The organism is Veillonella sp. oral taxon 780 str. F0422, assembly GCF_000221605.1.
Taxonomy (GTDB): domain Bacteria; phylum Bacillota; class Negativicutes; order Veillonellales; family Veillonellaceae; genus F0422.
In genome coordinates this window covers 1-25,376 of the sequence record NZ_AFUJ01000013.1, presented here as the reverse complement: position 1 = coordinate 25,376, position 25,376 = coordinate 1, and the positions used below count along the sequence as shown (strand labels likewise).

Sequence of the window (25,376 nt, the reverse complement as noted above, 5' to 3'; positions counted from 1 at the left end):
TCTCCTTTCTCATCTATAATCTAAATTGATACTTATTTATCATATCAAATTTTGTCGAATATATCAACGATTATTGATAGACTTCTTCTTTTAAAATGCCAATATACGGCAATTGACGATATTTTTCATCGTAATCTAAACCATATCCAATGACAAACTCATCTGGGATGACAAAGCCTTCATAGTCTACATAAACATCTACTTTACGACGATCTGGTTTATTCAACAAGGAACAAAGACGAACACTAGCCGCTTTGCGGGATTGCAAGTTTTCTAGTAAATAGGACAAGGTTGTACCAGTATCCACAATATCTTCTACTACAATCACATGTTTCCCTTCTACAGGACGATCTAAATCCTTTAAAATACGAACTACGCCACTACTTACAGTACTACTACCGTAACTAGAGCAAGAAATAAAATCCATTTTTACATCGCCTTCAATATGACGTGCTAAATCTGTAAAGAATACAATGGCCCCTTTTAATACACCTACAAGGACAATTTCTTTACCTTTATAATCTTCTGTAATTTGACGACCTAATTCCGCCACTCGTTTTTGAATTTGTTCTTCCGAAAGCAATAATTCTTTTACTTCTGGTATCATAGTAACTCCTTATTAGTTAGCTCTATTTCTTTTCTATGTCACTACATAGAACAACCTTAATTGTATCATATGACGTCAAAACTTGCACCTGACGGAAACGAAATTCTTTTCCCTTTGGACCTTTGACTAAAGAACATAAACCATCTATAACTGCCTGATTCAATTGTTCTGGTTTCACATAAAGGCTTAATACTCGTTTCCATAGTCGGCTCACTAAGGCATCATGCTCACCCATCAGCCCTCGTTTATCCAACACTATGCCAGTTTCATCATAACTGACATAGTCCGATTCTAACCGTGTCACCTCTTGCTCAAAATAGGAGGTATCACATTGCGCCAATGCACCTAATCGATACAAGGCATTCACTGTTTGTGGATACCTTTCCGTACAGGTAGGTATCAGGACTTGTCGAATCCAATTCCTATCATAGGTCGTATCTTGGTTAGACGCATCTTCTCCATGAAAACACTGCAACCACTTAGCATAGTCTTGTAATACCTGTTTAGGTAAAGATATACAAGGTCTCCACAGATTTTCTGTGATAGTTTTCATTCCTTGTAAACCCTCTAGTCCAGTTCCACGTAACAAGTGAGCTAAGATTGTTTCCCCTTGGTCATCTAGATGATGAGCCGTCACAATATATTCATATCCCTTATCTTCTGCAATATCTTGTAGATGAGTATACCTCAATTGGCGCCCCATCATCTCAAAGGATATACCTTTCTCTTTGGCCTTATCACCAACATGTTCATGCACTGTATAGCAGGGCATACCAAATTGTATAGCATACCATTCTACTAGCTCCACTTCTTCAAAAGCCTCTACTCTAAGTCCATGGTCCATAGTAAATACGCCTACATTCGTGAATCCCTCTATATAAAAATAATGTAATAAGGCTATAGAATCTACCCCACCAGAACAGGCTAACAATAGAGGCGTATCTTTTGTTATTGAGTCCCCCATCGCTGCTGTCACCGCCTGCCGAAACCGCAATACAGTAGCCCACATATCTCCATATAAGGCTTTCTCTCGACTACGATTCATTGGGATAGTAGATTGATACATACGGTGTCGATACGTATGATACTGATCAATACAATTCTCTCCATAGTATCTATTCAACACGGTGCGACTGTTATCTACTTGCTCAGCCAATTCTTCCATCGTCAGCAAGGGCACAACCATCTCCACATATTTGCGTGTTTCATTGGCCTTTTCCACTTCTATACTGGTGTGCAAATCTCCTTGACTTTCATAGGCATCTAACAAACTAGTCACCAAAGGCGCCCAAGAATAATAGGATTTATTTTGCACCATATTGCGCTTGCCACCCTTCTAATCCATCAGCTTCACTGACCACAATCGATCCAATTTGATACGTATCCATAAGAGATGTAATAATCTCGGCCCCTGGCACAATAATATCTACACGCCCTGGTTGCAAACCTTTCACTTCCAACCGTTCTTCACGACTCATATACCGAAGCTGTAATATCATAGCTTCAATAGTACCGCGGTCCATACGATGCCCCTGTATTCGTCTAGGATCGTAACGTTCCATTTGCAAATCTATCGCCGCCAAGGATGTTGCGGTTCCACCAATACCAATAAACTCGCCAAACATTCCTTCAATGGGTAGTTCATCCCACATGCGCACAGTTTCTTCCCATACACGTTGTGGTCCCTCCCTAGATATATCTTGCATACGCACAGCACCAGCTGGATAGGATTTTGTAAAGTACACATGGTTCGCATCACCCAAGGCAATTTCCGTACTTCCTCCTCCTACATCAATAGTAGCATAGTGAAAGTCTGGATTTTCATAAACCGTGGCCCCTATAAATCCATAGGTAGCCTCTTCTTCACCACTTAGTACACGGTACTCCATAGGACACACTTGCATGGCTTTCTCTAAGAAGTCCTTGCCATTTCCTGATTCTCGAATGGCACTCGTAGCAAGAGCAATGCGGATAGTAGCCCCATAGTCAGTGAGTATCTCTTCTATTTCTTTGAGAGCTTGAACACCACGCTCCATAGCTTCCTCTGTTAATAGTCCATTACTATGACGTTTACCTAATCGTGTAGTCCATAATTGCTTCGGTTCATTCTGCCACTGCGAACCATCATAGGTCCCCAACAATACCCGAAACGAGTTAGAACCTAAGTCCACAATTCCAATCCGGCTGCCTTGTTCTACTATACATTGTTCCATTTCTATCGCTCAACTTTCTATCCTTAGTTATTTATAATCATATCTATAGTCTATCCATGGTATACACAAAAAAAGTGATACTCTTGTATCACTTTCCCTTATCGAACATAGGGAACTTCCCCAGGCTTCACTAAGCCTAGTTCTTCCCGTGCTACACCTTCGATATGTTTATCATCTTCTAATAACTTCTTTTGTTCTGATAAATTTTCATTTTCTTTTTTTAATTCTTGCAACTGCTGTTCAAGTTGATGTTTTTCTTGATGTAAACTATAGATTGTATATACTTGCTGCACTACTACTATGGCAAACAAGATAAACAAGGCTAAGCGAACTTTGTCTAATTTTCTATTTACTTTTCTCTTTGCCGATCCTTTCGGTTTTCCATTTACATTTGCCATACCTATCACTCCTGTATTGTATCTATAATTGTATTATAGCATATGTAGACATTTCCGTGTACACTTCCTATAAAAGAGTGTGACTACTACAATACCTCCATGATATACAATAAAAAGCGACCCCACTAGGAGGTCGCTTCTTATATGTGAATGTAAGGATTAACTATTCACCTTTGTAGTTCAATACTTTTTGAGTTACAGGTGTTGCATGTTTTTCGAAGTATTGAAGAGCTACTTCTGGGAACATAGCGTATGTTAATACGTCTTCTTCTGTTACACCAGTAAAGCCTTTAGCTTCAAGATCCGCACGCATTTTTTCCATTTCTGGAGCTACATCATCAGCTGGACGATGAGTGATAGGAGTTTCGTCGCCAATGATTAATTCTTTGATTTCTGGTTTTACAGCTGCTGGAAGTTGACCGTATTTACCACGAACTAGGTCTTTTACTTCAGCTGGTGTAGTGTTGTAACGAGGCAATCCTTGGGATTGGAACAACACGTTCATCATAGCCATTGTACCAACGATTTGAGATGTTGGAGTTACCAATGGAGGGAAACCAAGATCTTCACGAACGCGAGGCATTTCATCCATTACGTCGAAGAATTTGTCAGCCATACCCATTTCTTTTAATTGGTTTTGAGTGTTGGATAACATACCACCAGGGATTTGGTAATGACGAACTTCTGGTAATACTTCATGAGCTGGAGTTAAACCGAATTCATCAGCGATTTCTTTACGAACGCCACGGAAGTATGTAGCTAATTCACGCATTTTAGCAAGATCTAAACCAGTATCGTATGGAGTGTTTTTGAAGATTTCAACGATAGATTCAGTAGCAGGTTGGCTAGTTGCATGGCCGAATGGGCTCAATGCAGTGTCGATGATATCAACGCCAGCTTCTACTGCTTTTAAGTATGTAGCAGATGCTAAACCGCAAGTGAAATGGCTGTGTAAATCGATATCGAATTTTTCGCCAAATTCTTTGCGCAAGTCTTTTACTAAGGATTCTGCATCGTATGGAGCTAATAAACCGGACATATCTTTGATGCAAAGGGAATCAATACCCATTTCTTTCAATTCTTTAGCTACTTTTACGAAACTTTCGTTAGTGTGTACAGGGCTGATTGTGTAAACCATAGTACCTTGTACATGAACACCTGCTTTGTTACCAGCTTCGATAGCAGCACGCATGTTGCGAGGGTCGTTCAATGCGTCGAAAATACGGATGCGGTCCATACCGTTTTCTTTTGCTTTGCGAACGAATGCTTCTACTACATCATCAGCATAATGTTTGTAACCCAATAAGTTTTGGCCACGAAGTAACATTTGCAATGGTGTGTTTTTTAAGTTTGCTTTTAATGTACGAAGACGTTCCCATGGGTTTTCATCCAAGAAACGGATACAGCTATCGAATGTTGCACCACCCCAGCATTCCAAAGCATCATAACCAATTTCATCCAATTGTTGTAATGCTGGAAGCATATGGCTCATACGCATACGTGTAGCCAAGATAGATTGATGACCATCACGAAGAACTGTTTCTACTAATCTTACTCTTTTTGCACTCATAATCCTTCTCCTTCACATTGACCCTTTTTTATCAAGACTCTACCACCTGATAGAAAGGGAATTATTAAATACATGAGTAACAGTTATCTCATGTATAATGTACATAACTATATTAGACTACTAAACGCCATCTTTGTCAACCTAAATACATGCTTTTTAATCATATGAATTTTATCGATGTAGTTACATGTATATCCACTATTTTAGAGGAATTTCACCACTTTTGTTTCGATATTCATTGTCAACTGATGTATATCTATTTCACTTTTTTAGGCGCTGTTTCTAACACAATATGTTGACCATTTCGTTTTACCTGAATAGAAAAGTCTTTTACATCCTCTTTAAAATAATCCATTTTTATCGCTAGCAACAACTTGCCAATTTCTGTTTTTATCCGCTCTGTTAAAAACTCTTGATAAAAATCATCTTCCGTTTTATGTGACTTTACTTTGGCCCCTAGTTTGTTACCTGTACTGGCATTATCTTTCAATATAGCAGTCTCAAAGGTTTCTGTTTCCACAAACCCTTTCATCATGTCCGCATCACTTAATCCTTTTTGGATTTTAAATTTCGCCATTTTTTAGTTCCTTCTTTCCATATATCCCACAATTTTGTTTCTATTATGACTAATTGTTATAGCTTTTTATGAAAGACAGTGAATTTTATTACTGAAAGTTACATGTATCGTATAATTCTTTATTGCTTTTTCTCAGAAGAACCGCTATCTTTAGCAGTCTCTTTATCCTTTAAGATAGAATCTACAGTAATTTCTGATAATTCTGTTGGGTTATCATAGGTATAAACTTTATTAAAACCTACCCCTAGTTTACCTTCATAGGCCTCTAAGGCACGATTTTTATCATCAACTTTAACAATGTAAATCAATTGTCCTTGGGTAACACCGATTAAACGGAATTTTCCTGGAGGGTTGATGGCACGCCATCCACCTTCTGTACCATTGAACATAAATACATCTCCAGTACGTACATTATCATAGAAGAATCGATCTTCATTGTAGAACATGCCGATACGCCCAATATCAGAAGCTTGCATATAGACACGACGCGTATCATAGTTTGCATCTGTACGATATACACGATATGCACCATCTCCGACACGGACCTTCATGTAGACTACATTCGTTGCCGCAGAGTACGCCACATCTGTAATACGCGATCCATTAGGAACAGAATTAATAGTTGTATCAATTTCATGTTCTGGTGCTTCTGGGTCAATGCGAGCTAACATCACATCATTATGACGGCCACCAAATAAACCAACAATGGCTAAATTACGATCTGACATCCATTCAAAATAAGATACTTCCCGTTCTTTTAAATCCAAAGTAACAGGAGCTTCTTTACCAGCCGTATATATATCCACACGATTTTGTTCCACTACAGCCATATATTTATGGTCATGAGAGTAATAGCGAGTTCCCTCTTTCACATCTGGAAAGTTTTTATCTACTTCCTCGCCATTGATCACCTGAAAATTTGTAGTAGGCGCTAAGTATACTTGGTCTAAATACAGGTAGACACCACCTTGCAAAACTAAGCCTAGCAAAAAGGCTGTTGTTACTTTTCCAAAGGTATTCATAGACTCTCCTATTTCACGATAAATACAGTAGGAATCATGCGTTCACCTAACAAATCTGCAGGCTTGTTCACAGTTTTACCATTATAGAACAACGTGGTGCTAGAACCACCATCCAGATTGGCAGCAATCACAGCCCCTTCTTGGTATAAAATATCTTGCACATCACGCAAAGTAGCTCCAGCAGAGTAGGCTTGACGTCCATCAATGACTAAGAATAGGACCGTCCCATCTTTCTTTTGAGCAATGGCTGTTCTAGGTCCAATGCCCCAGCCACCATCACCATCAGTAATCATCTTCTTACCATTTACGATAAGCGGTGGACCGAAAGTTAAACCTTCTTTGGCTCCCATCTCTTTCAATTCACGCTTGTTGTACGTACCAGCAATTAAGTTACCAGATTTCGTAAAACCAATGAAATCTACATCTTCATCAGGTCCTACATCTTTACCTAATACATACTCTCCATCATGCAGGATAAATCCATACGGAGAACGCCCTGTTCCTGTCCCATTAGGGTCATGGAATCCACCCCCATTAATAGCCGCTACTGCCCCATTTAAACGAGCAATATTACTAGTCGTCTCGCCTTTTTCATTAAGATGAGGTGCTGTAGCTACCTGAACTCTTCGTGGATCTGGAATTTCTAGTAAATATCCCGTATACCGATTAGACTCAATTTTACGCAAATTCAATGTAGTATCTTCTTTTACATCAAACTTAAATAATTCTTGGTTTTCACCAGTCCCAACTGTACCCACAATTTTTTGTATTTCTTCAGGCGTATAGAGCCACGTAATATAATGTGGATGTCGAGACCGTAAAATAGCGCCTACTACGGTGCGTTTAATGTTATCAAAAGGGCCAAACAACACCACGATAGGTGATGTAATAGCTGTAAATATAAACATGAGAAGGATAAATTTTACCCATCCTTTTCTAAAAAAGAACCCATATAATATGCTCCTTTATCTATTCCTATCCTATACTGCAGATATACTGTTGTCGTAATACCAACAGGCCTAAGTAAATACGATAGGCTATGTGTAATGTCTGTTAAGACTCCAATACTCGTAACTCTTCTATTCGATCAGAAATAGATACTCCTTCATAGGAAAAGTGATGATACACCTCTCGCAACGGTTCCAACACAAATTGGCGTTCCCAAAAATAGGGATGAGGTACCACTAATTTAGGTTCTTCTACACACACAACTTGACCTGCTTCAGTTTCTATCCACACAATATCTAAATCTAATGTCCTAGGTCCCCAATGGATCTCTCTCTGTCTACCCGCTAAACGCTCAATATGCCATATAGTTTCTAGCATGGTCAGAGGTTCTAAGGTGGACTTTACTTTCAGAATCCCATTTAAAAATGGTCCTTGTTCCACTGGCCCCCATGGTGGCGTTTCTATCCAGTTCGAATGCTCTACACTAGTTACACCTTGTATACCTACTAGTTGATTCACCGCAAATGCTAAATATCCTTCTCGGTCACCTAGATTAGAACCGATACCAATATAATAGGTATACATTATAATTGCCCTCGTGTAATCACTACTTCTACATAATCTAGCACACCGGGGATCGGCGCTTCTGGCTTGCGTACTGTCACTGAAAGTCCTACAATCCCTTGATAGGTATTCCATAAATCATCTGCAATGAGTGTACCCACCCGTTCAATCAGTCGTTGTGACGGTCCTTCTACAATAGCTTTTGTCCGTTCGTATACATCTGCATAATTAATAGAATCTTCAATACTGTCAGATTGTCCAGGTTTCGTCAAATCTACACCAATAGAAATATCCACAAAGAATCGTTGACCTAATTCATTTTCGCTTGGTAGATTACCATGATACCCATAGAATGCCATGTTTCTCAAATTAATTCTGTCCATTACTCACCTCGTAATAGTACATCTGCTACGGTAATTGCCCTCTTATGCATTTCCACATTATGAACTCGCACCATATCTACACCTTGAATCATCCCTGTAATACAAGTAGCTACCGTTCCTTCATCTCGTTGATCCACGGGAATATCATTTAGTATGGTTCCGATGAAACGCTTACGGCTAGGCGCTAATAAGACAGGATATTCATACACTGTAATTTCTCCTAACCGTTGGATCACTTCCACATTTTGAGCATAATCTTTGCCAAAACCAATGCCTGGATCAAGCCAAATATTTTGTGGTTTTACTCCTTCTTTCAAAGCTAGATCCACCGAGGAGAAGAAAAATGCCTTCATATCATCGATAATGTCATCGTAATCAGTACTATTTTGGTTATGCATAATAATGACTGGCACATCATATTTTGCCGCTACCGCTGCCATGTCCTTATCATATTTTAAGCCCCATATATCATTCAATATATGAGCCCCCTGCGATAAGGCAAAATCAGCTGTTTCTGCTCGGTATGTATCCACAGATACAGGTACAGTAGAGCATTCTAGAACTGGCAACAGTACTTCTTTCATACGCTCTAATTCTTCTGCTTCAGAGATTTGTGTATGCCCAGGACGCGTAGATTCTACGCCTACATCAAGAATATCTGCCCCTTGTTCTATCATTAGTTTTGCATGGGCTACGGCTGTGTCAGAAGTATTGTAACGACCTCCATCAGAAAAAGAATCTGGAGTTCCATTCAAAATTCCCATAATTAATGTACGGTCTTTTAGCTCTAATTGTTTACCATCTTGCCAGTTGTACTTGCGGTACTTAAACATGATCGTTACCTCCTAATAACACCAATGCTTCCTCGCGTAATGTCCCCATGGGTTCTAATATACCTGTAGCCAGTATTGTTTTTGCTACAGTTTCCTGTGCCACTTCACCTTTCATAAGCATGCATAAATGGGTGGCTTCTACCATTACCATGGCACCCAATACATCGCCATCTTCCACTAAAGATGTGGCAATGTCATGGGTCAATCGTTCTTGTAATTGTGGGCGCTTGGCATAGACATCCACTAATGCTTTCAATCGGCCCAAGCCAAATACTTTACCATCTCGTGGTTGATACACAATATGTACTTTGCCATAGAAAGGCATTAAATGATGTTCGCAAATCGAATAAAAGGGGATATGATTCACTGATACAAGGCCAGTATGCTCCGTAGGATACACATCACCTAATGCCTCTTTTCCAGTGCTATGACACCCAGAAAACAAGCCTTCAAACAGCGTAGCTACACGTTTGGGCGTATCTGTCATGCCCTTTGTCTCTAAATTGATATCAAGACCTTCTAATAATTGGCGCACACCCATTATAGCTTGTTCTTTCATAGTCATCTCCTAAATAATTTTCGTGGTCCAATCTTCGATAGTCCAAATATCCGTTACCCAAGATTCGTAAAACTCAGGCTCATGACAAACTAGGACTATGGTCCCTTTAAAAGCTTGTAATGCCCGTGCCAATTCTGCTTTTGCATCCACATCTAAATGGTTCGTCGGTTCGTCCAAGACAAGCACATTATAGGACTCTTGCATCAATTTACATAGGCGAACTTTTGCATTTTCCCCTCCAGATAAGACGCGCATTTGACTGGTAATATGCTCATTGGTAAGTCCACAACGAGCCAAAGCCGCACGCACCTCAGAATTAGTCAAGGACGGATAGGCATCCCAAATATAGTCTAAAGCCGTTTTAGAATTATCTCGACTGTCTTCTTGAGCGAAATATCCAATTTGTAAGAACTCACCTTTTTCTATCTTGCCAGATAGAGCTGGAATCATACCTAATAAGGTTTTTAATAAGGTTGTTTTACCTAACCCATTCACACCTTGGATGGCAATTTTTTTCCCTCGCTCAATGACTACTTCAACTGGTCGTGTCAAGGGCTCATCATAGCCCAAGACAAGATCCTTCGCATCCACAATAAAACGGCTTGGGGTGCGTCCCTCTTTAAATCCAAAAGATGGTTTTATCTTTTCTTGTGGTTTCTCCAAGATTTCCATTTTTTCTAACCGCTTTGCTCTCGAGTTTGCCATACCACGAGTCGCTACACGGGCTTTATTTCGCTGAATGAAATCCTTCATATCTGCCACTTCTTGCTGTTGTCGCTCATAGGCACGTAAGGCTTGTTGTTTTTTACTTCGTAGGCAGCTAGGAATTGGTAATAGTCTCCTGTGTATCGTGTGAGCTGAGCTTGTTCAATATGGTAAATCACATTCACCACAGAATTTAAAAACTCCACATCATGAGAGATTAAGATAAAGGCATTTTCATAATTTTGTAAATAGTTTTGCAACCATTTAATATGGTCCACGTCTAAATAGTTTGTCGGTTCGTCCAACAACAGTATAGTAGGTTGTTCTAACAACAACTTTGTGAGCAACACTTTCGTCCGTTGACCACCACTGAGATCCATCACATCACGGTCTAGACCGATATCCATCAAGCCCAAACCCTGCGCTGTTCGTTCAATGGTAGCATCGATTTCATAGAATCCACGCTGCTCTAGCATCTCTTGCCACTCTCCAGTGAGCTCCATAAGCTCATTCATTCTGTCCTCAGAGCAATCGCCCATCTCTAAATAGGCATCTTGCAATTGTTGTTCAATACCGTATAGAGAATCGAAAGCCCCTCGTAATACATCACGAATGGTCATCCCTTTCTCTAATACACTGTGCTGATCCAAATAGCCCACCGTCACTTGATTGGACCATTCCACTTTTCCTTCATCAGGCATCAAGTGGCCTGTTATGATATTTAAAAATGTTGACTTTCCTTCTCCGTTAGCGCCGATCAGGCCTACGTGTTCGCCTTTCAGCAAACGGAAGGAGGCATCATCTAGTATTTGTCTTGCCCCAAATCCATGGGTTACATTGGTTACAGTTAAAACACTCATATTCATTCTCCAAACTAACGTTATGTATCCTTTTATTATACGTTAACATGACAATAATTTCTAGTTTTTAAACATCTGTCCTGCTATTTTTATATTTTCTGTGTATTTACGCATGACACTGTGAAAGTGTATACTAATAGTATTCTAATACTAAAAAAAAGGAGTATATCCCATGAATCATGTACCTACTATCTTATCTATACAAGATATGAGCTCTGTAGGCCGTTGTTCACTAACTGTATTCATACCTTTAGTGAGCGCTTTACGGTGCCAACCTATCCCATTACCAACAGCGGTACTTTGCAATCATTTAGAATATCCTAATTTTGAAATGGTGGACATTACTGATCACCTTGAAAGTTTCTACAACTGTTGGAATAAAAATAATATCACTTTCGACGCCATCCAAAGTGGTTTCCTCGCATCACCTGAGCAAATTCGTCTTGTTGAAGATGCCATCGAACGATTCGGCAAAGATAAATTAGTTGTCGTAGATCCCGCTATGGCAGATGACGGCAAACTCTACTCCATCTACAACGAGGAAATGGTGAAAGAAATGCGTAAACTCATCACCAAAGCTTTCATCATTAAGCCGAACTACACAGAGGCTTGTTTCCTCTTAGACATGCCCTATGACCCTACACCGCAATCGGAAGAGGTTATCTATGATATGTGTCGCCGCTTACATGCGCAAGGCCCAGAATATGTGGTCTTATCTAGCTTACCATCTGAGGATTCCGCCCTCATCGCCATCTATCGGGGTAGTACAGATACTATCACTTGGGTATCCAATCCATTAGTACAGGTGAAAGCCCACGGCACAGGGGATACTTTCACAGCTATTTTAACAGCCCTCGTATTACGTGGCTATACACCAGAAGAGGCATCTCGCATTGCCGGTCAATTTACTACAGAGGCAGTCAAATTCACCCACAAAACAATCGGTTCTCTTCGTGACGGCTTAGCGCTTGAATTATTATTAGATCGTTTAATTTCTATTCCAGACCCACAATAAGGAGGTTTCATGAACACGTACAAAACAAACAATGATATGACCCAATCTACTAACACAGCAACGTCTCAGCATACACAACCGGCTATATCTACTAGCTCAAGATCCACAACAAAAGATATTATCTATATCGGATTATTATCTGCCTTATGCATCGTGTTTACGACTATTAAAGTACCTTTACCAACAGGTGCCATGGTACATCTTGGTTCCGCTGCCCTATTCTCCATAGCATCCGTATTCGGCGGATTCTATGCAGGGCTCGCTGGCGCCATCGGGTCTGGCATTTTTGACCTCATCATGGGCCATTCCCAATACACCTTATTCTCCATCGTAATCAAAGGACTAGCGGGCGTGATTGTAGGTGTATTAACAGTAGGTTGGAGACCTTCCATTCCTGCTCGTTCCATATCTACCCCTCGCATCTTATTAGCTATGCTAGTAGGTGCTATTTGGACAGCTGCAGGGTACTTCGTAGCATGGTGGGTTGTACTGGATAGCTATATCGCTGCCGTCACAAGACTCCCTGCATCCTTCCTAACTAGTGGCATCGGCATCTTAGTAGCCTTGCTATTAATCCCGATCCTACGCCGTATCCCTCGTAAATAATTTGTCATACCCTTGAAAGTATGGTATACTAGACATAACAAAAGAGAGCCAATAACGTGTCGAAGGCGTTAGGCTCATCTCGAAAATGCTTGAGAACGAAAATTGCCTAACGTGTTGAGGTGGCTAGACCTCATTCGTTAGGCTTTTCACTTACATGTTTAAGTAAGTTAAAAATGCTATAACAAGCATAAGAAATTGTATCAATAAAGATAAATATTCAAATGGTGTCATAGTATCACCTCCTCCCATTATAGGAAGAGACGAGCCCAACACACGTTACTGACTCTCTTGTTTATAAGTATAGCATATTTTGTGCAAATTGTTTATATTTTTAAAAGTAAATCTCATGAGGAACGCCCTTATGTGTAGTAGCCTTGTGGCGTTCTTTACTATCCAAATAGCACTAATATATGAAGAGCAGTGCGTGTTCCTGAGCAAACATTATGAAATACCGTTTGCGAAGGAATATGCACTGCTCTTCCCTTTATATAATTTAGTTACAAACGCCACAGGCTACATAACTTAACCAGTGACGATCTTGGCCATGAACTTCTCATTATTAATAATAAACCGTTCATGTGTGCCACGGCCGATAACTTTTTCACCTTCTTTAGCGACTACCTCAAAGGTTACTTTTCTACCATCAACAGCTACTACCGTTGCCATTGCAGTTATAGTTGCACCTAATGGGCTAGCTGCTTCATGGCTTGTTTCTATGCGAATCCCCACGGATCCTTCACCGTCTCCTAAATCACCTTGAAGCCCTGTATAGGCTGCTTTCTCCATTAATGCTACCATCGCAGGTGTAGCAAACACAGGTAAGGTACCACTACCCATGTACTCCGCTGTGTTGTTAGCTTCCACTACCACCGTAGCCATACCAACTTGTCCAATCTCGATTGCCATAGAAACTCCTTTCTAATATTAACAGTAATACAGACTATTATTTGATTTCATTCTAGCACTTTAGGGGAGTTTTTTCTATTATATGTGCAAATTTCTTTTAGAGATAAACATATTATTTTTCATATTTCTTCTGCATACACACGAAGCCAATTAACAATGTCTTCAAAAGACTTCTCACCAGAAGCTATATCAATAATTAAAGATTTCTTTTCTTCTAGAGTAGTATTAATTATATATCCATTGGCCTTTAAATATATAAACATACAATGTAATGCAGTTCGTTTATTTCCATCTATAAATGGGTGATTCTTTGCTATTCCTCTACATAATTGTGCTGCCTTCTCATGTACTGTAGGATATAAGTCATATCCACCAAAAGATTGAAACGCTGTAGAGATAGCTGACTCTAATAATCCAATATTCCTTATTCCAGGTAAAAGTACAAACTGTCTTTCCAAATCAGAATGAAAGTTTAGTATATCTTGTAACAAGAGATGAATAATTTTATCCATTAGCAGTTCTCTAATTCTTTATATAATTCATAATTTTCTACAATCAATTCTTGTGAAAGTTCTTTAAGCCTTTTTTCTAATTCCTTATTATTCTCACTAGTAATAATTTTAATATTCTTTTTATTATTTGTATTATCTGTATTCATCATAACCTCCTAGATCTCATAACGATATTACATATATTATAATTAATACAGGATATGATTTGACTCTATTCTAACACTTTTATTGAATTTTTTCTATTTTATTTTCTCATAAAGTATACTAACTTCCCTATAAAGGGTTTACATTAACCTCCCTACAAGCGTTTTACACTAACCCCTGATATTTCCTTTCTAATCCTATTGCATTTATTTCCTTGACAATGCACCACTCTATTTTACAATAACTATAAGAAAAGGAGTGATATTTATGACTAATATATCTATACATCTTACTGAAAGTGAATACAATCTAGTTCGTCAGCACATTGAAAATAAAGGGCTGAATATCTCTCAATATATAAAAGCAATGCTATTAGAAGAAATTGAAGACCACTACGATGTATCTATCATTAATGAATATTTACAAGAAAAAGATTCTATGAAGTTCCTAACATTTGAGGAGGCTACTAAAGAATGGGATATTAAGTAGTTATCAAAATTAAATTACACAAAGTATCAAAGCAAAGTGGGTACCACGTCTTTCGACGTTGGTACCCACTTTTTGGTATGCATAATTTAGTACTAACTATTGATATTTAGTTTTATGCCATCCCCATGCGTTCCATAAGCATTTTAATTTGTGCTTTCATTTCTGCATTTTCTGCATCTTTTCTAGCATTTTCTGCTTTTAATGCAGAAATTTCATCTTGCATTACATATACAGAGGAGATTGGACCACCTTTGTAACGTTCTGGGATATTGTCGTCATCACCAGTACCGAAACGATATGTTGCACCGATGTTTGCCATGCTCTTACCAGATCCCATTGTGAATCCTGCATTGAACATGAAGTTTTCATTTGCATAGTGTGCAATACCTAATGCTAATGCTTGATTTCCATCATAAGAACCGATACCTGCCATGATTTGAGATTTTCTCAATGGATCGTAGCTTAATGGATTCATCGCTGCTAATGCTGCAGAATGTGCACCAACTTCGCTTACACGTTGGGAAGTTTTTTCTAAAGCAGCGCCAAGTTTATTTGTCACTTCTTTGACTTGACCAACAGTAACTGCATCTGTATCTGCAACACCTGGAGCAAGGTTGGTTATACGATTACCACCATTATTTAATCCGTCTTTTGTTAAGCTTACAGATTTCGTAGGATCACCTGTACTTGGAGTAATGTTAAGACCTGCACCATCCATTTTCACAGAACTATCTACTACAGGATTTCCATCTTTATCTTTTACAACATTACCATCTTTATCTTTTTTGTAGTTGTTGTAATCAGAACCATTCAAGCCAGTGATTTTACCATCTTTGATTTCTACTTTAGATACTGTACCATCCGCATTTTTGCTGACTACGGACAATCCTTTATCATTGATAGTTGTAGTATTAACGCCTTCTTTTGTAGGAACACCATTCGCATCTGCTGGAGCACCCGCTGTGATACCACCATTTTTGATATCTACTTTAGATACATTGCCCTTTGCATCTTTTGTTGCTACGGAGAAACCATCTTTATCCATAGATGCAGCAGAACCTTCTTTTGTAGGAATGCCTTTATCATCTACTGGATCGCCAGCGCTTACACGACCATCTTTGATTGTTACTTTGGATACATTACCATTTTCATCTTTAGATGTTACAGAGAAACCATCTTTATCCATAGATGTAGCAGAACCTGTATTTTTAGGAACACCGTTTGCATCTGCTGGAGCACCGAATGTACCAACATTAGCTGTTACACTACCTTTTTCAGCATTCAATTCTACTTTAGTATCACCGTCTTTTTTACCTAGAGTAATCGTTCCTTCATGTCCGTTTACTTCAATAGCTTTTGCATCTTTACCTGTTGTAATAGTTCCTTTAGTACCATCCATTTTTACAGCTTCAGGAGAATTTTTATCACCTAAAGTAAGTGTATTGGCATTTAGATCTTTTGCGGTTACCGTTTTAGCTGTTACGCTACCATCTTTACCGTTGATACCTACTTGGTTTTCACCTGTACCGGCTTTAATAGTGGCATCTGTACCATTGATAGCAACAGCATTTGCACCTTTACCAGCTGTAATAGTACCTTTATCGCCATCTAAAGATACGGCTTTATCACCTTTACCTGCAGTTACTTTGTTTGCTTGTACACTACCGTCTTTGCCATCAAGTTTAACTTGTTTGCCGTTTGCACCGTCACCAGCTGTAATAGTGCCATCAGCACCATTCATTTTAACTTCTTTGTCACCTTTACCAGTAGATACAGTTCCTTTAGGTCCATCTAATTTAACTTGCGTATCACCAGTGCCTACAGTCACATTACCATCTTTACCATCTAGCTTAACTTCCTTGTCGCCTGTTCCAGCTGTAACACTACCATCTTTACCATCGATTTTAACAGCTGTTTTACCATTTGGATCACCAGCCACAATAGTTCCTTCGTGTCCATCAAGTTCTACGCCTGGATCATTAGCATGATCTCCATCAGGATCATTTGCATCATGTTTACCAAGTGTAACTTTTTCACTCAATGTTGCATGGAATGTTTTAACTCCATTTTCCATTGTAGAAGTAACAGTAATGTTTTTATCACCTTTAACATCGACGCCTTCGCCAGCTAATTCTTTGATTTTATTTTTGCCAGCCTCAGTAAGTCCTTCCATATTTTTTAATTGCGTAATATCGGCCGCTGCCGCAGAATGAGCATTGTTTAAACGTTCATTCATGGTGGACAATGCATCGCCTACATTATGAGCCGCAACATCTTTATTATCTTTATCTTTTACTGTAAAAGTTGGTTCTGTTACATTACCATTCTCATCTACAGTCGCACCACCGCCAAGATATTTAGCAACTTCAGCTTTGGCTGCATGCAACTGATTTCCAGTCACTGCATCTTTAGAGTTTTCAGCAATCTTACCATCTTTCAAATTAGATAATGTAGTTGGGCCACCTTTACCATCTGGATTCATTACACTAGCTTGCAATTTATCAGAATCTACTGGTTTTGCAGCGCCAATTTTATTACCATCTTTATCTACCTGATCAGCTTTGTAATACTTACCATCATTTGCCTTCACTAAACGGTTGCCCTGATCATCCGTGTACACTACTGATCCAGCTTCACCATTACGTAATGCATTGACTTTATCTGTCAAGGATTTACCATTCAAGCCATCTTGACCAGTTAATCCTTTATCAGCTGCCGTAGCATCTGGATCATCTGCCGCTTTACCTGTAGCACCTTTACCATCACGTCCATCAGCAGCTGTGTCCCCTAATTTAGAAATGTTAGCTAACTCTTTTTTACTTTATCAGATAAACCAACTGTAATGGTGTCGCCTTTAGCTTCCGTTGTGAGCTCATCAGTGGCACCTTTTACTTTTAAGGTTTTCTCTTTTAAGTTCAAGGATAATTTAGTGGCACTAGTATTATCATCGTCAGCTGATTCTGTACCTTTATCATCGATTGTTGTATCGCCAGCGAAGGACAATGTTGTATTAGTACCTAAGTCAGTTTTTAAGGCCTCTAATTTACCTGCCATAGCATCATTCGTTACTACGTTATCAGTAATATTTTTCTCAATGGCTGCAATTTTTTCATCAGCAGCAGCGATTTTTTCACCTTGTGCCGTCACTTTTCCATCGATACCATCCACTTTAGTGGTTAATCCCGCGAGATCCTCTTTTGCTTTATTAGCAGTTCCTTCTACAGTATCTACTTTAGTTTTTAGATCATCTAAGCCATTTTTATTCTCTTCCACACCAGCTTTTAGTTTAGTAATATCACCTTCAGCTGCAGTGACTTTACCGGCTACTTCATCTAATTTTGCTTTAGAGGCAACGCCTTTAATCGTAACATTTTCATCAGCAATTTCAGTATTTTCACCATTTGCTTTTTTCAATGTCACAGTACCGTCATTATCTACTTCATATTCGCCTTTTACCACGTGTAATTCAGCAGATTTATCAAGTTTGCCTTCTTTTAAATCATTGACACCCGTATTAGCAGCTGCTTTTGCTTCATCTACAGCCTTTTTAAGAGCTGCCGCATTTTCAGCTTTTTCTGTTTTTAAACGTTCATTTAATTCAGTTTCATCAACTTTATTACCTAAGGCAGTTACCATTTTATCAAGTGCTGCACCATCTACTTTGCCAGATAATACATCTTTCAAGTCATTAATGGCTTTTAAGTCAGCCTTTTTAGCCATTTCTTCTCTGAAAGTATCATCACTTACTTTCGTAGCTAATTCAGCGTTGACTTCACCAATTTTTGTATCTAAATCAGCTTTACTTGCTTTTTTATCTACTTCTGTTTTTAAATGTTCTAAAGCAGTTTTACTTGCAATACCAGTGATTGTTACAGCTTCTTCTGTTTTGACAGTACCGGTTCCATCTACTTTATCTAATGTAACACTACCGTCACTATTTACCGCATAGGAACCCTTTTTAACATGTAACTCAGCGGATTTATCTAGTTTATTGTTTGTTAAATTAGTAACATCTGCTGCATTTGCTTTTTTATTTAATTCTGTAGTTAGATCATCTTTATTTACTTTTTTATCTAATGCTTCTTTTACTTTGCCTGCCGTAACAAGCTTATTCGCATCACCACTAGCAGTCACGTCATTAGCCAAGTTAGGTGTTACAGTTACTTTACCATCTGCACCAGTCGTTACAGAAATTGCATCCCCATTACTACTTGTAATAGAGTTTACTTCACTCTTAGATGCAATCGTTACAGCATTGCCATTCGCTGTTAAAGTAATATTTTTACCAGCTACTAATTTTACTTTATGAGCTTCTGCATCACCTTCAGTTGTTGTAGGCACTAAATCTGTAGTGCTTGTTCCATTTACTACACTTACTGTACTTACTGTGTTATTGCGTAATGCTTTTAATTGTTTTACGTTGACTGCATCAGTATCATTAGTACCACTTGCTACGCTTAGAATACGACGAGTGATACTGCTTCCATTACCTACAGAAACAACGCCATGATCAGTGTTATTTACAGCATCTTTTGTTAAGTAACCAGTAGTAGCTGTGCCATCCGCTTCAGTAGTAGTAGATCCTTCACCTAATGCGACAGAGTTCGCTAAAGCTGCTTTCGCTTTTGTACCAATACCGATAGCATTTTCCGCTTCTGCATGAGCCGATGTACCAATGGCCACGGCACTCACTCCAGAAGCCAATACTTTGCCTACATCACTATTACCATTATTATCATTACTAGAACCAATTGCTACAGCATTTTTTGCTGATACACGTGTAAAGTAACCAACTGCTGTACCATATTGAGCATTTGCATCCACACTATTTCGTGCACCAACAGCAACTGCTTGGTTGGCATAATTGTCAGACTTATAACCAATATTTGTAGCACCGGCTTGACGTACATTGATATCAAAACCAATACCGACTGCTTTATTAGTTTCTACGTTTACATTAGTACCAATAGCTGTGGCACCATGTTCTTTTGCAAATGTAGATAAACCAATGGATACAGCTCCAGTACCTGTTGCTTTAGCACTAGAACCAATGGCTATGGCATTACCACTATTAGCTACTGTTTTAGATCCAATCGCAATAGATTGCGTTCCAGACGCCGTTGGTGCTTCTGCTGCATCAGCACCAGCACTACCGATAGCAATGGATTGCACACCGCTAGCAGATGCATTTTTACCTGCTGCCACTGCACCTGTTGCGGAAGCACTAGCCCCATTACCAGCTGCTAATGCACTATCTTCTGTAGCTTCACTGGATTTACCAACTGCTGTAGCATTAGCGACTGTAGCTTTCGATTGATCACCCACTGCTACTGTGCTATCTGCTGTGGCTTGCGCTTGGTTACCATAGGCAACTGCTGCTGTTCCAGTGGCGTTGGATTGGTTACCAATACTAATAGCCGTGTCCTTCGTAGCATTCACTTTGTTACCAATCGCAATAGCAGACAAAGCTGTCGTAACTGCTTCATTACCGATGGCCACGCCTCTTTCACCTGTGACAGCACGACTTAAACGACCAATGGCGATAGAACTTTGCATACCTGCTTCTGCACGAGTACCGATGGCAACACTATCACTACCTAAAGCTTGTACTTTCCCAAAATTGGCGCCAGAACCAATAGCTACTGCATTTTCTGCACTGGCAGTGATTCCATTCCCCATTGCTACAGAAAATCGCTTCGTAACAGTGATATTTTTACCAACACCTACAGAGCTATCTCCGCCTACTTCAACCTTAGTACCTAATGCTATTTCTGCACCATCTTTTACGGTCCCCTCAGGAATTGCCGCTTGTACAGTTGCCACTTGTGCACTCACTGCCAAGGCTGCTAATACACTAGCTACGGCAATCTTCTTTTTACCTGTGGTGTTTTTCGCTACTTCTGAAACTACGATGTAGCACTGCTTAGACTTACTCCAAATAACTTTGAATAACTTGTTCATTGTGATAATCCTCCTTTTTTCTGGTCATCAAACCTTGAACTATATATATATTTATATTTGTTAAATATAAACTGCCCCATTTATCGATGTAACTTATACATCACTACATAGTCAATAACATATCACTTTTACATGTTTCAATCTTAAAGAAATACATTATCTACTTCTTATTATACATATCTTTACTAAAAGTACTAGTATAATTTTGATTATTTTATTCACTTTTTGTAATATTCAAAACTTTTTTATCACTCCAAGTCTATATTATGCCATACTGCACACTTCGTTAAATCTTTAAATGCAATTACAAAAGCATTGAGTTTCAACGCTTTTAAAATCCTATTATGTTTTATACTTTTAATTATATACATTTCATCGGTTTTTTCAATATTGCATATTTCATCATTTTACAAAAATCACTATTACATACTGTAGTCCATTTCTAACAGTAAAATGGACACCACGTCTTTCGACGTGATGTCCATTCTTTCATAGAGCGACAAGCTATCTCCTATTGAGTTATTTTTTGGCTAACATTTCAATACGTTCCATAAGCATTTTCATTTGCTCTTTCATTTCAGCATTTTCTGCTTTTAATGCACTTACTTCGTCTTGCATTACATAGACAGAAGAAATTGGACCGCCTTTGTAACGTTCAGGAACCGCACTATATTCTCCGCCAAATCGATATGTCACACCTGCATTGACCATGTTGCTTCCATCGCCAACGGCAACACCTACATTAAATAGAGTATCTTCGTTCGCATAATGAGCCACACCTAATGCTAAGGCTTTGTTACCTTTATAGGAGCCAACGCCTGCCATGACTTGAGATTTTTTAAGAGGATCATAGCTCAATGGATTCATAGCTGCTAATGCCGCTGCATGAGCACCTGCCTCATTCACACGGTTATTTAAAGCGTGTGCTGCTGCACGTACTTGACCTACTGTGGCTGCATCCGTATTAGCTGTACCTGCTGCTACATTATGAATTTGATTACCACCATTGTCTAGACCATCCGCTGTTAAGGAAACAGTCGGTTTATCTAAACCTTTCACTGGTGCAATCGTAATGCCTTCGCCATTGACTGTAGTTGTTACTAGACGAATCGGATTACCATCTTTACCTAATTGATGTTTCACAGATCCATCTGCATTCTTAACAATTTCTTTAGAACCATCTGGATTTGTTTTTATTTCAGGTAAGTAGTAGTCGTAGGATGTGGAACCATCTTTCATTTTCACATCTTTCGCCAATTTCACAGTCATCGTAGCTGGTTTACCATCTTTTGCCTCAGTAGATACTACACCAATGTTATCATCAGTTAATGCTTTAGTAGATCCACCTTTAATAGCCAACGTATCGCCTAAACCTACAGTCACTGTGCTACCAGTATCACCTACAAATACTCGACCACGCACCAAGGTATCCGTTACATCTTTCACTTGACCTTGTGTTGCCACTACACTGCGATCTGCTTCAGTCACTACTTTCGCTGGATCCCACTTCGTATTTGTCAAACCAGATACTGTACCATTTTTGATTTCTACTTTAGATGTAGTACCATCAGGGTTCTTAGTCGTTACTGCTATACCATCTGCTGTAACAGTTGTATTAGTTCCTGTAGAATCTCCTAATTGAACTGTCTTAGCATTTACTGTATTAGCTTTCACTGTATCAGCTGCTACTGCTTTGCTTGTAACAGTACCTGTTGTACCATCTACAGTAATTTTCTTATCACCAGAACCAAATGTAACTGTGTCATTCAATTTTGCTGTGAAAGTTTTTACTCTAGTAGTTGTATCAGTACTTGGTGTGACAGTAATACCATGTTCACCTGTTACATTGATCAAATTAGTAATTGTATCCTTACCAGTATTTGTCAGGTTGTTTAAATCTTTTGTTGCAGAATTACCTTTTAAGCTTTCAATCTCTTTATTTGCTTTTGTGATATCATTAGCATTTTTTGCAATGGCTGTTGTATTAGCACCAATTGCTTTTGTATTAGATTGAATAGCGGATGCATTGTCTTTAATTGCTTTTTCATTAGTAGTAATTTTGCCTTCTGCTGTAGTAACACGGTTTTCTACTGTTTGAATACGATCTGTGTTAGCTTTAATAGCATCTGCATTTTTCTTGATATCTTGGGTATTTTTCTTAGTATCTTCTACATTTTTCTTGATATCTTCTGCATTTTTAGCAATCGCTTTTGCATTTTCGCCAATTTGTTTTTTATTCTCTGCAATACCTTGTTTATTAGCATCGATATCTTTTCTATTGGCTGCAATATCTCTTGCATTGTCAGCAATTGCATTTTTATTGGCAGCTATGGCTTCTTTATTAGCATCAATTGCTTTCGTATTCGCAGCAATGTCATCTTTTGCCTTCGTCATATCACCTTGAAGCGTTGTGATTTTGCCTTCTGCACTGCCCAAGCGTGTATTTAGATCAGAAATCTTACCCAGTTCCGCTTTCGCATCTGCTGTTAAATCTACTGTGTATTCACGTTCACCCTTAGCATTTAAAGTACCACCAGTAACAGAAACACTACCATTATCAGCTGCTTTTACAGTTGTATCACGACCGTTTACAGTGTATGTTGTATTACCATCTTTTGTTTCAGATGTTACAGTCACATTATTACCAGCTGTAACTTTTACTGCATCTCTTGCTGCTGTTTTTGCTAAATCAGCCACTTTATCCTTACCATCTTGAGATAAGTTGCTTAAGTTTTTATCTGCTGCATTATCGATAGCATTACGAGTTGCTTCATTCAAGCCGAATACAACTTTACCATCTTTATCAGCTGCAATTGTGATACCCGCTTTTGCTGCTTCAGCAGTAGCTGCTGTACCATCACCAGATACGAAGTTCAAACCTTTTTGTAATGTTACAGTCTTAGCATTTGCATCTTCTGCGCTATTAGCACGATATGTGATAGATGCCTCTAAATTAGGGGCTACTACTTTCGCATTGCCAAAGTCGACTGTAGCTGGTGTAGCAGGGTTAGTACCTTCTGCGTCTTTTTTAGGCTTCAAAGTAATGGTAGCATCACCATTTTTAATCACTAGGTTATCTTTACCATTACCAGCGATTTCTTTGATATTGCCAAGATTTTCTGCTAATTTCACATCAAGATCATTGTTATTTTTCACAACTTTGATGTTGTTTGTTTCAGCATCTGTGCGTGTGAAGTTATCAGCACCTTTAATTGTTAAAGTTTCACCTAAGTTACGATGTACTTTACCAGCATCTGTTGTGTCATTGCCCGTGAAATCTAATCCTTTATTAGCAAGTGCAGTATTTGCATTATTGATACGACCATCTAATTTACTAATCGCATCGCCTACATTCTTAACTGCTTCTGTACCTGTGCCATCATCTTTTGTGATGTTGTATGTAGGGCCTGTGAAAGTGCCATTTTCTACTTTAGCACCACCACCTAATGCAGTAGCTAGATCAGTTTTAACAGTGTTCAATTGTCCGCCGTTCACAGCTTCTTTAGAATCTGCTGCTACTTTTCCATCTGCGATGTTGGACAAGGTAGTTGGCGCTGTAGTTTCACCATTAGGATTTACCACACGAGCTTGTGGAGTTGTCACTTCTTCTGGTTTTTTACCTTTGTTTTCCTCAGCAGTTTTTACAGTACCGTCAGCTTTTACTTCATCAGCTTTGTAGTATTTACCATCTTTTGCTTTTACCACACGGTCGCCAGCATCATTAGTATATACCACAGATCCAGCTTCGCCATTACGTAATGCATTTACTTTATCTGTTAACGTTTTGTCATTTAAGCCGTCTTTACCAGTTAAACCAGTTGCACCAGATGTACCATTCACACCATCACGACCATTAGATGCTGTATCACCTACATTGTTAATAGCATTTAATTTTGCTTTTACTGTGTCAGATAAATCTAATGTGTAGGCACGAACTTTAGTTGTAGCATCTAGGTCACCACCAGCAATAGCTAAGCTATCTGCATTCACTGCTACTGTTGTATCATTAGCATTTACTTTATATGTAGTGACACCTGTAGTAGTCGTTGTATCAGTTGTAACAGTGGTGTTAATACCGTCTGCTACAGTAACTGCTGCTTTAGCTGCTTCGCCTGCCAACTCTTTAACTTTATTTTTACCAGCATCAGTTAAATTGCTTAAGTTTTTATCCGCTGCATTGTCAACTTTTTCACGAGTCGCTTTGTCTAAGCCAAACGTTACTTTACCATTATCTTCTGCGGTAATAGCTAAGCCAGATTTAGGACCTTCTGCAGTAATCGTAGCATCTGTACTTGCTACGAAATTAAAGCCATCAGCTAATTTAACAGATTTAGCATTTGTTGCTGCTTCATCGTTGGCACGATATTTGATGGACGCATCTAAGTTAGATGCTACTACTTTTGTATCGCCAAAATCGACAGTAGCTGGTGTAGCAGGATTAGTACCTTCTGCCTCTTTTTTAGGTTTCAAGGTAATGGTAGCATCACCATTTTTAATCACTAGG

The 25,376-nt window shown here is 38.9% G+C and carries 22 protein-coding genes and 1 pseudogene; 3 read left to right on the top strand and 20 right to left on the bottom strand.

The window, feature by feature from the left end; all coding sequences use genetic code 11:
* Positions 1-70 precede the first annotated feature (70 nt).
* From hpt to HMPREF9200_RS09170, 13 genes and pseudogenes are all read right to left on the bottom strand, one after another.
* Positions 71-607 (bottom strand): hypoxanthine phosphoribosyltransferase, encoded by a 537-nt coding sequence (gene hpt, locus HMPREF9200_RS01680; RefSeq protein ID WP_009353069.1) that lies wholly within the window; start codon positions 605-607, stop codon positions 71-73.
* Positions 608-629: 22 nt separating this feature from the next.
* Positions 630-1,925, bottom strand: a complete 1,296-nt coding sequence (tilS, locus tag HMPREF9200_RS01675) for a tRNA lysidine(34) synthetase TilS (protein WP_009353074.1) — start codon at positions 1,923-1,925, stop codon at positions 630-632.
* Positions 1,912-2,820: a phosphatase gene (locus HMPREF9200_RS01670; RefSeq protein ID WP_009353088.1), complete on the bottom strand. Its 909-nt coding sequence runs from the start codon at positions 2,818-2,820 to the stop codon at positions 1,912-1,914. Before HMPREF9200_RS01670 ends, tilS begins: the two co-directional genes overlap by 14 nt.
* A 98-nt stretch (positions 2,821-2,918) precedes the next feature.
* Entirely contained in the window at positions 2,919-3,218 is a 300-nt protein-coding gene (locus tag HMPREF9200_RS01665; protein ID WP_009353118.1) for a septum formation initiator family protein, read from the bottom strand.
* A gap of 163 nt (positions 3,219-3,381) precedes the next feature.
* Positions 3,382-4,788 carry a pyruvate carboxylase subunit B gene (locus tag HMPREF9200_RS01660; RefSeq protein WP_009353080.1) on the bottom strand — a complete coding sequence of 469 codons (1,407 nt, stop codon included), beginning with the start codon at positions 4,786-4,788 and terminating at the stop codon, positions 3,382-3,384.
* A gap of 256 nt (positions 4,789-5,044) precedes the next feature.
* On the bottom strand, positions 5,045-5,365 hold the full coding sequence (locus tag HMPREF9200_RS01655) for a hypothetical protein (protein ID WP_009353121.1): 321 nt from the start codon (positions 5,363-5,365) through the stop codon (positions 5,045-5,047).
* A 119-nt stretch (positions 5,366-5,484) separates the two neighbouring features.
* Positions 5,485-6,387 carry a hypothetical protein gene (locus HMPREF9200_RS01650; RefSeq protein ID WP_009353093.1) on the bottom strand — a complete coding sequence of 301 codons (903 nt, stop codon included), beginning with the start codon at positions 6,385-6,387 and terminating at the stop codon, positions 5,485-5,487.
* Positions 6,388-6,395: 8 nt separating this feature from the next.
* The gene (locus HMPREF9200_RS01645) at positions 6,396-7,295 is read right to left on the bottom strand and encodes a phosphodiester glycosidase family protein (RefSeq protein WP_009353110.1); all 900 of its coding nucleotides are present in this window, start codon (positions 7,293-7,295) and stop codon (positions 6,396-6,398) included.
* Positions 7,296-7,440: 145 nt separating this feature from the next.
* Positions 7,441-7,920 (bottom strand): 2-amino-4-hydroxy-6-hydroxymethyldihydropteridine diphosphokinase, encoded by a 480-nt coding sequence (gene folK / locus HMPREF9200_RS01640; protein WP_009353090.1) that lies wholly within the window; start codon positions 7,918-7,920, stop codon positions 7,441-7,443.
* A complete protein-coding gene (gene folB / locus HMPREF9200_RS01635; RefSeq protein WP_009353117.1) occupies positions 7,920-8,282 on the bottom strand; it encodes a dihydroneopterin aldolase in 363 nt (120 codons plus the stop codon). Before folB ends, folK begins: the two co-directional genes overlap by 1 nt.
* Positions 8,282-9,115, bottom strand: a complete 834-nt coding sequence (gene folP / locus HMPREF9200_RS01630; RefSeq protein ID WP_009353122.1) for a dihydropteroate synthase — start codon at positions 9,113-9,115, stop codon at positions 8,282-8,284. Before folP ends, folB begins: the two co-directional genes overlap by 1 nt.
* Positions 9,108-9,674, bottom strand: coding sequence for a GTP cyclohydrolase I (gene folE / locus HMPREF9200_RS01625; RefSeq protein ID WP_009353059.1), 567 nt, complete (start codon positions 9,672-9,674; stop codon positions 9,108-9,110). Before folE ends, folP begins: the two co-directional genes overlap by 8 nt.
* Before the next feature lie 9 nt (positions 9,675-9,683).
* Positions 9,684-11,239 (bottom strand): annotated as a pseudogene (locus tag HMPREF9200_RS09170) (ABC-F family ATP-binding cassette domain-containing protein).
* Between the two features lie 172 nt (positions 11,240-11,411).
* Between HMPREF9200_RS09170 and HMPREF9200_RS01615 the strand changes: the two are divergent.
* Together HMPREF9200_RS01615 and HMPREF9200_RS01610 are read left to right on the top strand one after the other, a co-directional pair.
* Positions 11,412-12,254: a pyridoxamine kinase gene (locus HMPREF9200_RS01615; RefSeq protein WP_009353061.1), complete on the top strand. Its 843-nt coding sequence runs from the start codon at positions 11,412-11,414 to the stop codon at positions 12,252-12,254.
* A gap of 9 nt (positions 12,255-12,263) precedes the next feature.
* Positions 12,264-12,860 (top strand): ECF transporter S component, encoded by a 597-nt coding sequence (locus tag HMPREF9200_RS01610; RefSeq protein ID WP_009353076.1) that lies wholly within the window; start codon positions 12,264-12,266, stop codon positions 12,858-12,860.
* A 150-nt stretch (positions 12,861-13,010) separates the two neighbouring features.
* Here HMPREF9200_RS01610 and HMPREF9200_RS09165 read toward each other — a convergent pair whose 3' ends face one another.
* From HMPREF9200_RS09165 to HMPREF9200_RS08635, 4 genes are all read right to left on the bottom strand, one after another.
* Positions 13,011-13,091 carry a putative holin-like toxin gene (locus HMPREF9200_RS09165; protein ID WP_369688073.1) on the bottom strand — a complete coding sequence of 27 codons (81 nt, stop codon included), beginning with the start codon at positions 13,089-13,091 and terminating at the stop codon, positions 13,011-13,013.
* 291 nt (positions 13,092-13,382) lie between these two features.
* On the bottom strand, positions 13,383-13,766 hold the full coding sequence (locus tag HMPREF9200_RS01605) for a thioesterase family protein (protein WP_009353082.1): 384 nt from the start codon (positions 13,764-13,766) through the stop codon (positions 13,383-13,385).
* 119 nt (positions 13,767-13,885) lie between these two features.
* Positions 13,886-14,278, bottom strand: coding sequence for a type II toxin-antitoxin system death-on-curing family toxin (locus tag HMPREF9200_RS01600; RefSeq protein ID WP_038144450.1), 393 nt, complete (start codon positions 14,276-14,278; stop codon positions 13,886-13,888).
* Positions 14,278-14,424, bottom strand: a complete 147-nt coding sequence (locus tag HMPREF9200_RS08635; protein WP_009353075.1) for a hypothetical protein — start codon at positions 14,422-14,424, stop codon at positions 14,278-14,280. The genes HMPREF9200_RS01600 and HMPREF9200_RS08635 overlap by 1 nt, the downstream gene beginning before the upstream one ends.
* A gap of 265 nt (positions 14,425-14,689) precedes the next feature.
* Between HMPREF9200_RS08635 and HMPREF9200_RS01595 the strand changes: the two genes are divergently transcribed.
* Positions 14,690-14,911 (top strand): DUF6290 family protein, encoded by a 222-nt coding sequence (locus tag HMPREF9200_RS01595; protein WP_009353101.1) that lies wholly within the window; start codon positions 14,690-14,692, stop codon positions 14,909-14,911.
* Between the two features lie 112 nt (positions 14,912-15,023).
* On the opposite strand, the gene HMPREF9200_RS01590 is transcribed toward HMPREF9200_RS01595, so the two are convergent.
* The 3 genes from HMPREF9200_RS01590 to HMPREF9200_RS01580 form a co-directional block, all read right to left on the bottom strand.
* Positions 15,024-17,594, bottom strand: a complete 2,571-nt coding sequence (locus tag HMPREF9200_RS01590) for a YadA-like family protein (RefSeq protein WP_009353095.1) — start codon at positions 17,592-17,594, stop codon at positions 15,024-15,026.
* Between the two features lie 122 nt (positions 17,595-17,716).
* Complete coding sequence (locus tag HMPREF9200_RS01585) at positions 17,717-20,872, bottom strand: ESPR-type extended signal peptide-containing protein (protein WP_009353100.1); 3,156 nt, start codon at positions 20,870-20,872, stop codon at positions 17,717-17,719.
* Positions 20,873-21,391: 519 nt separating this feature from the next.
* On the bottom strand, positions 21,392-25,376 hold a 3,985-nt coding region (locus HMPREF9200_RS01580), incomplete at its 5' end, for a YadA C-terminal domain-containing protein (protein WP_038144448.1).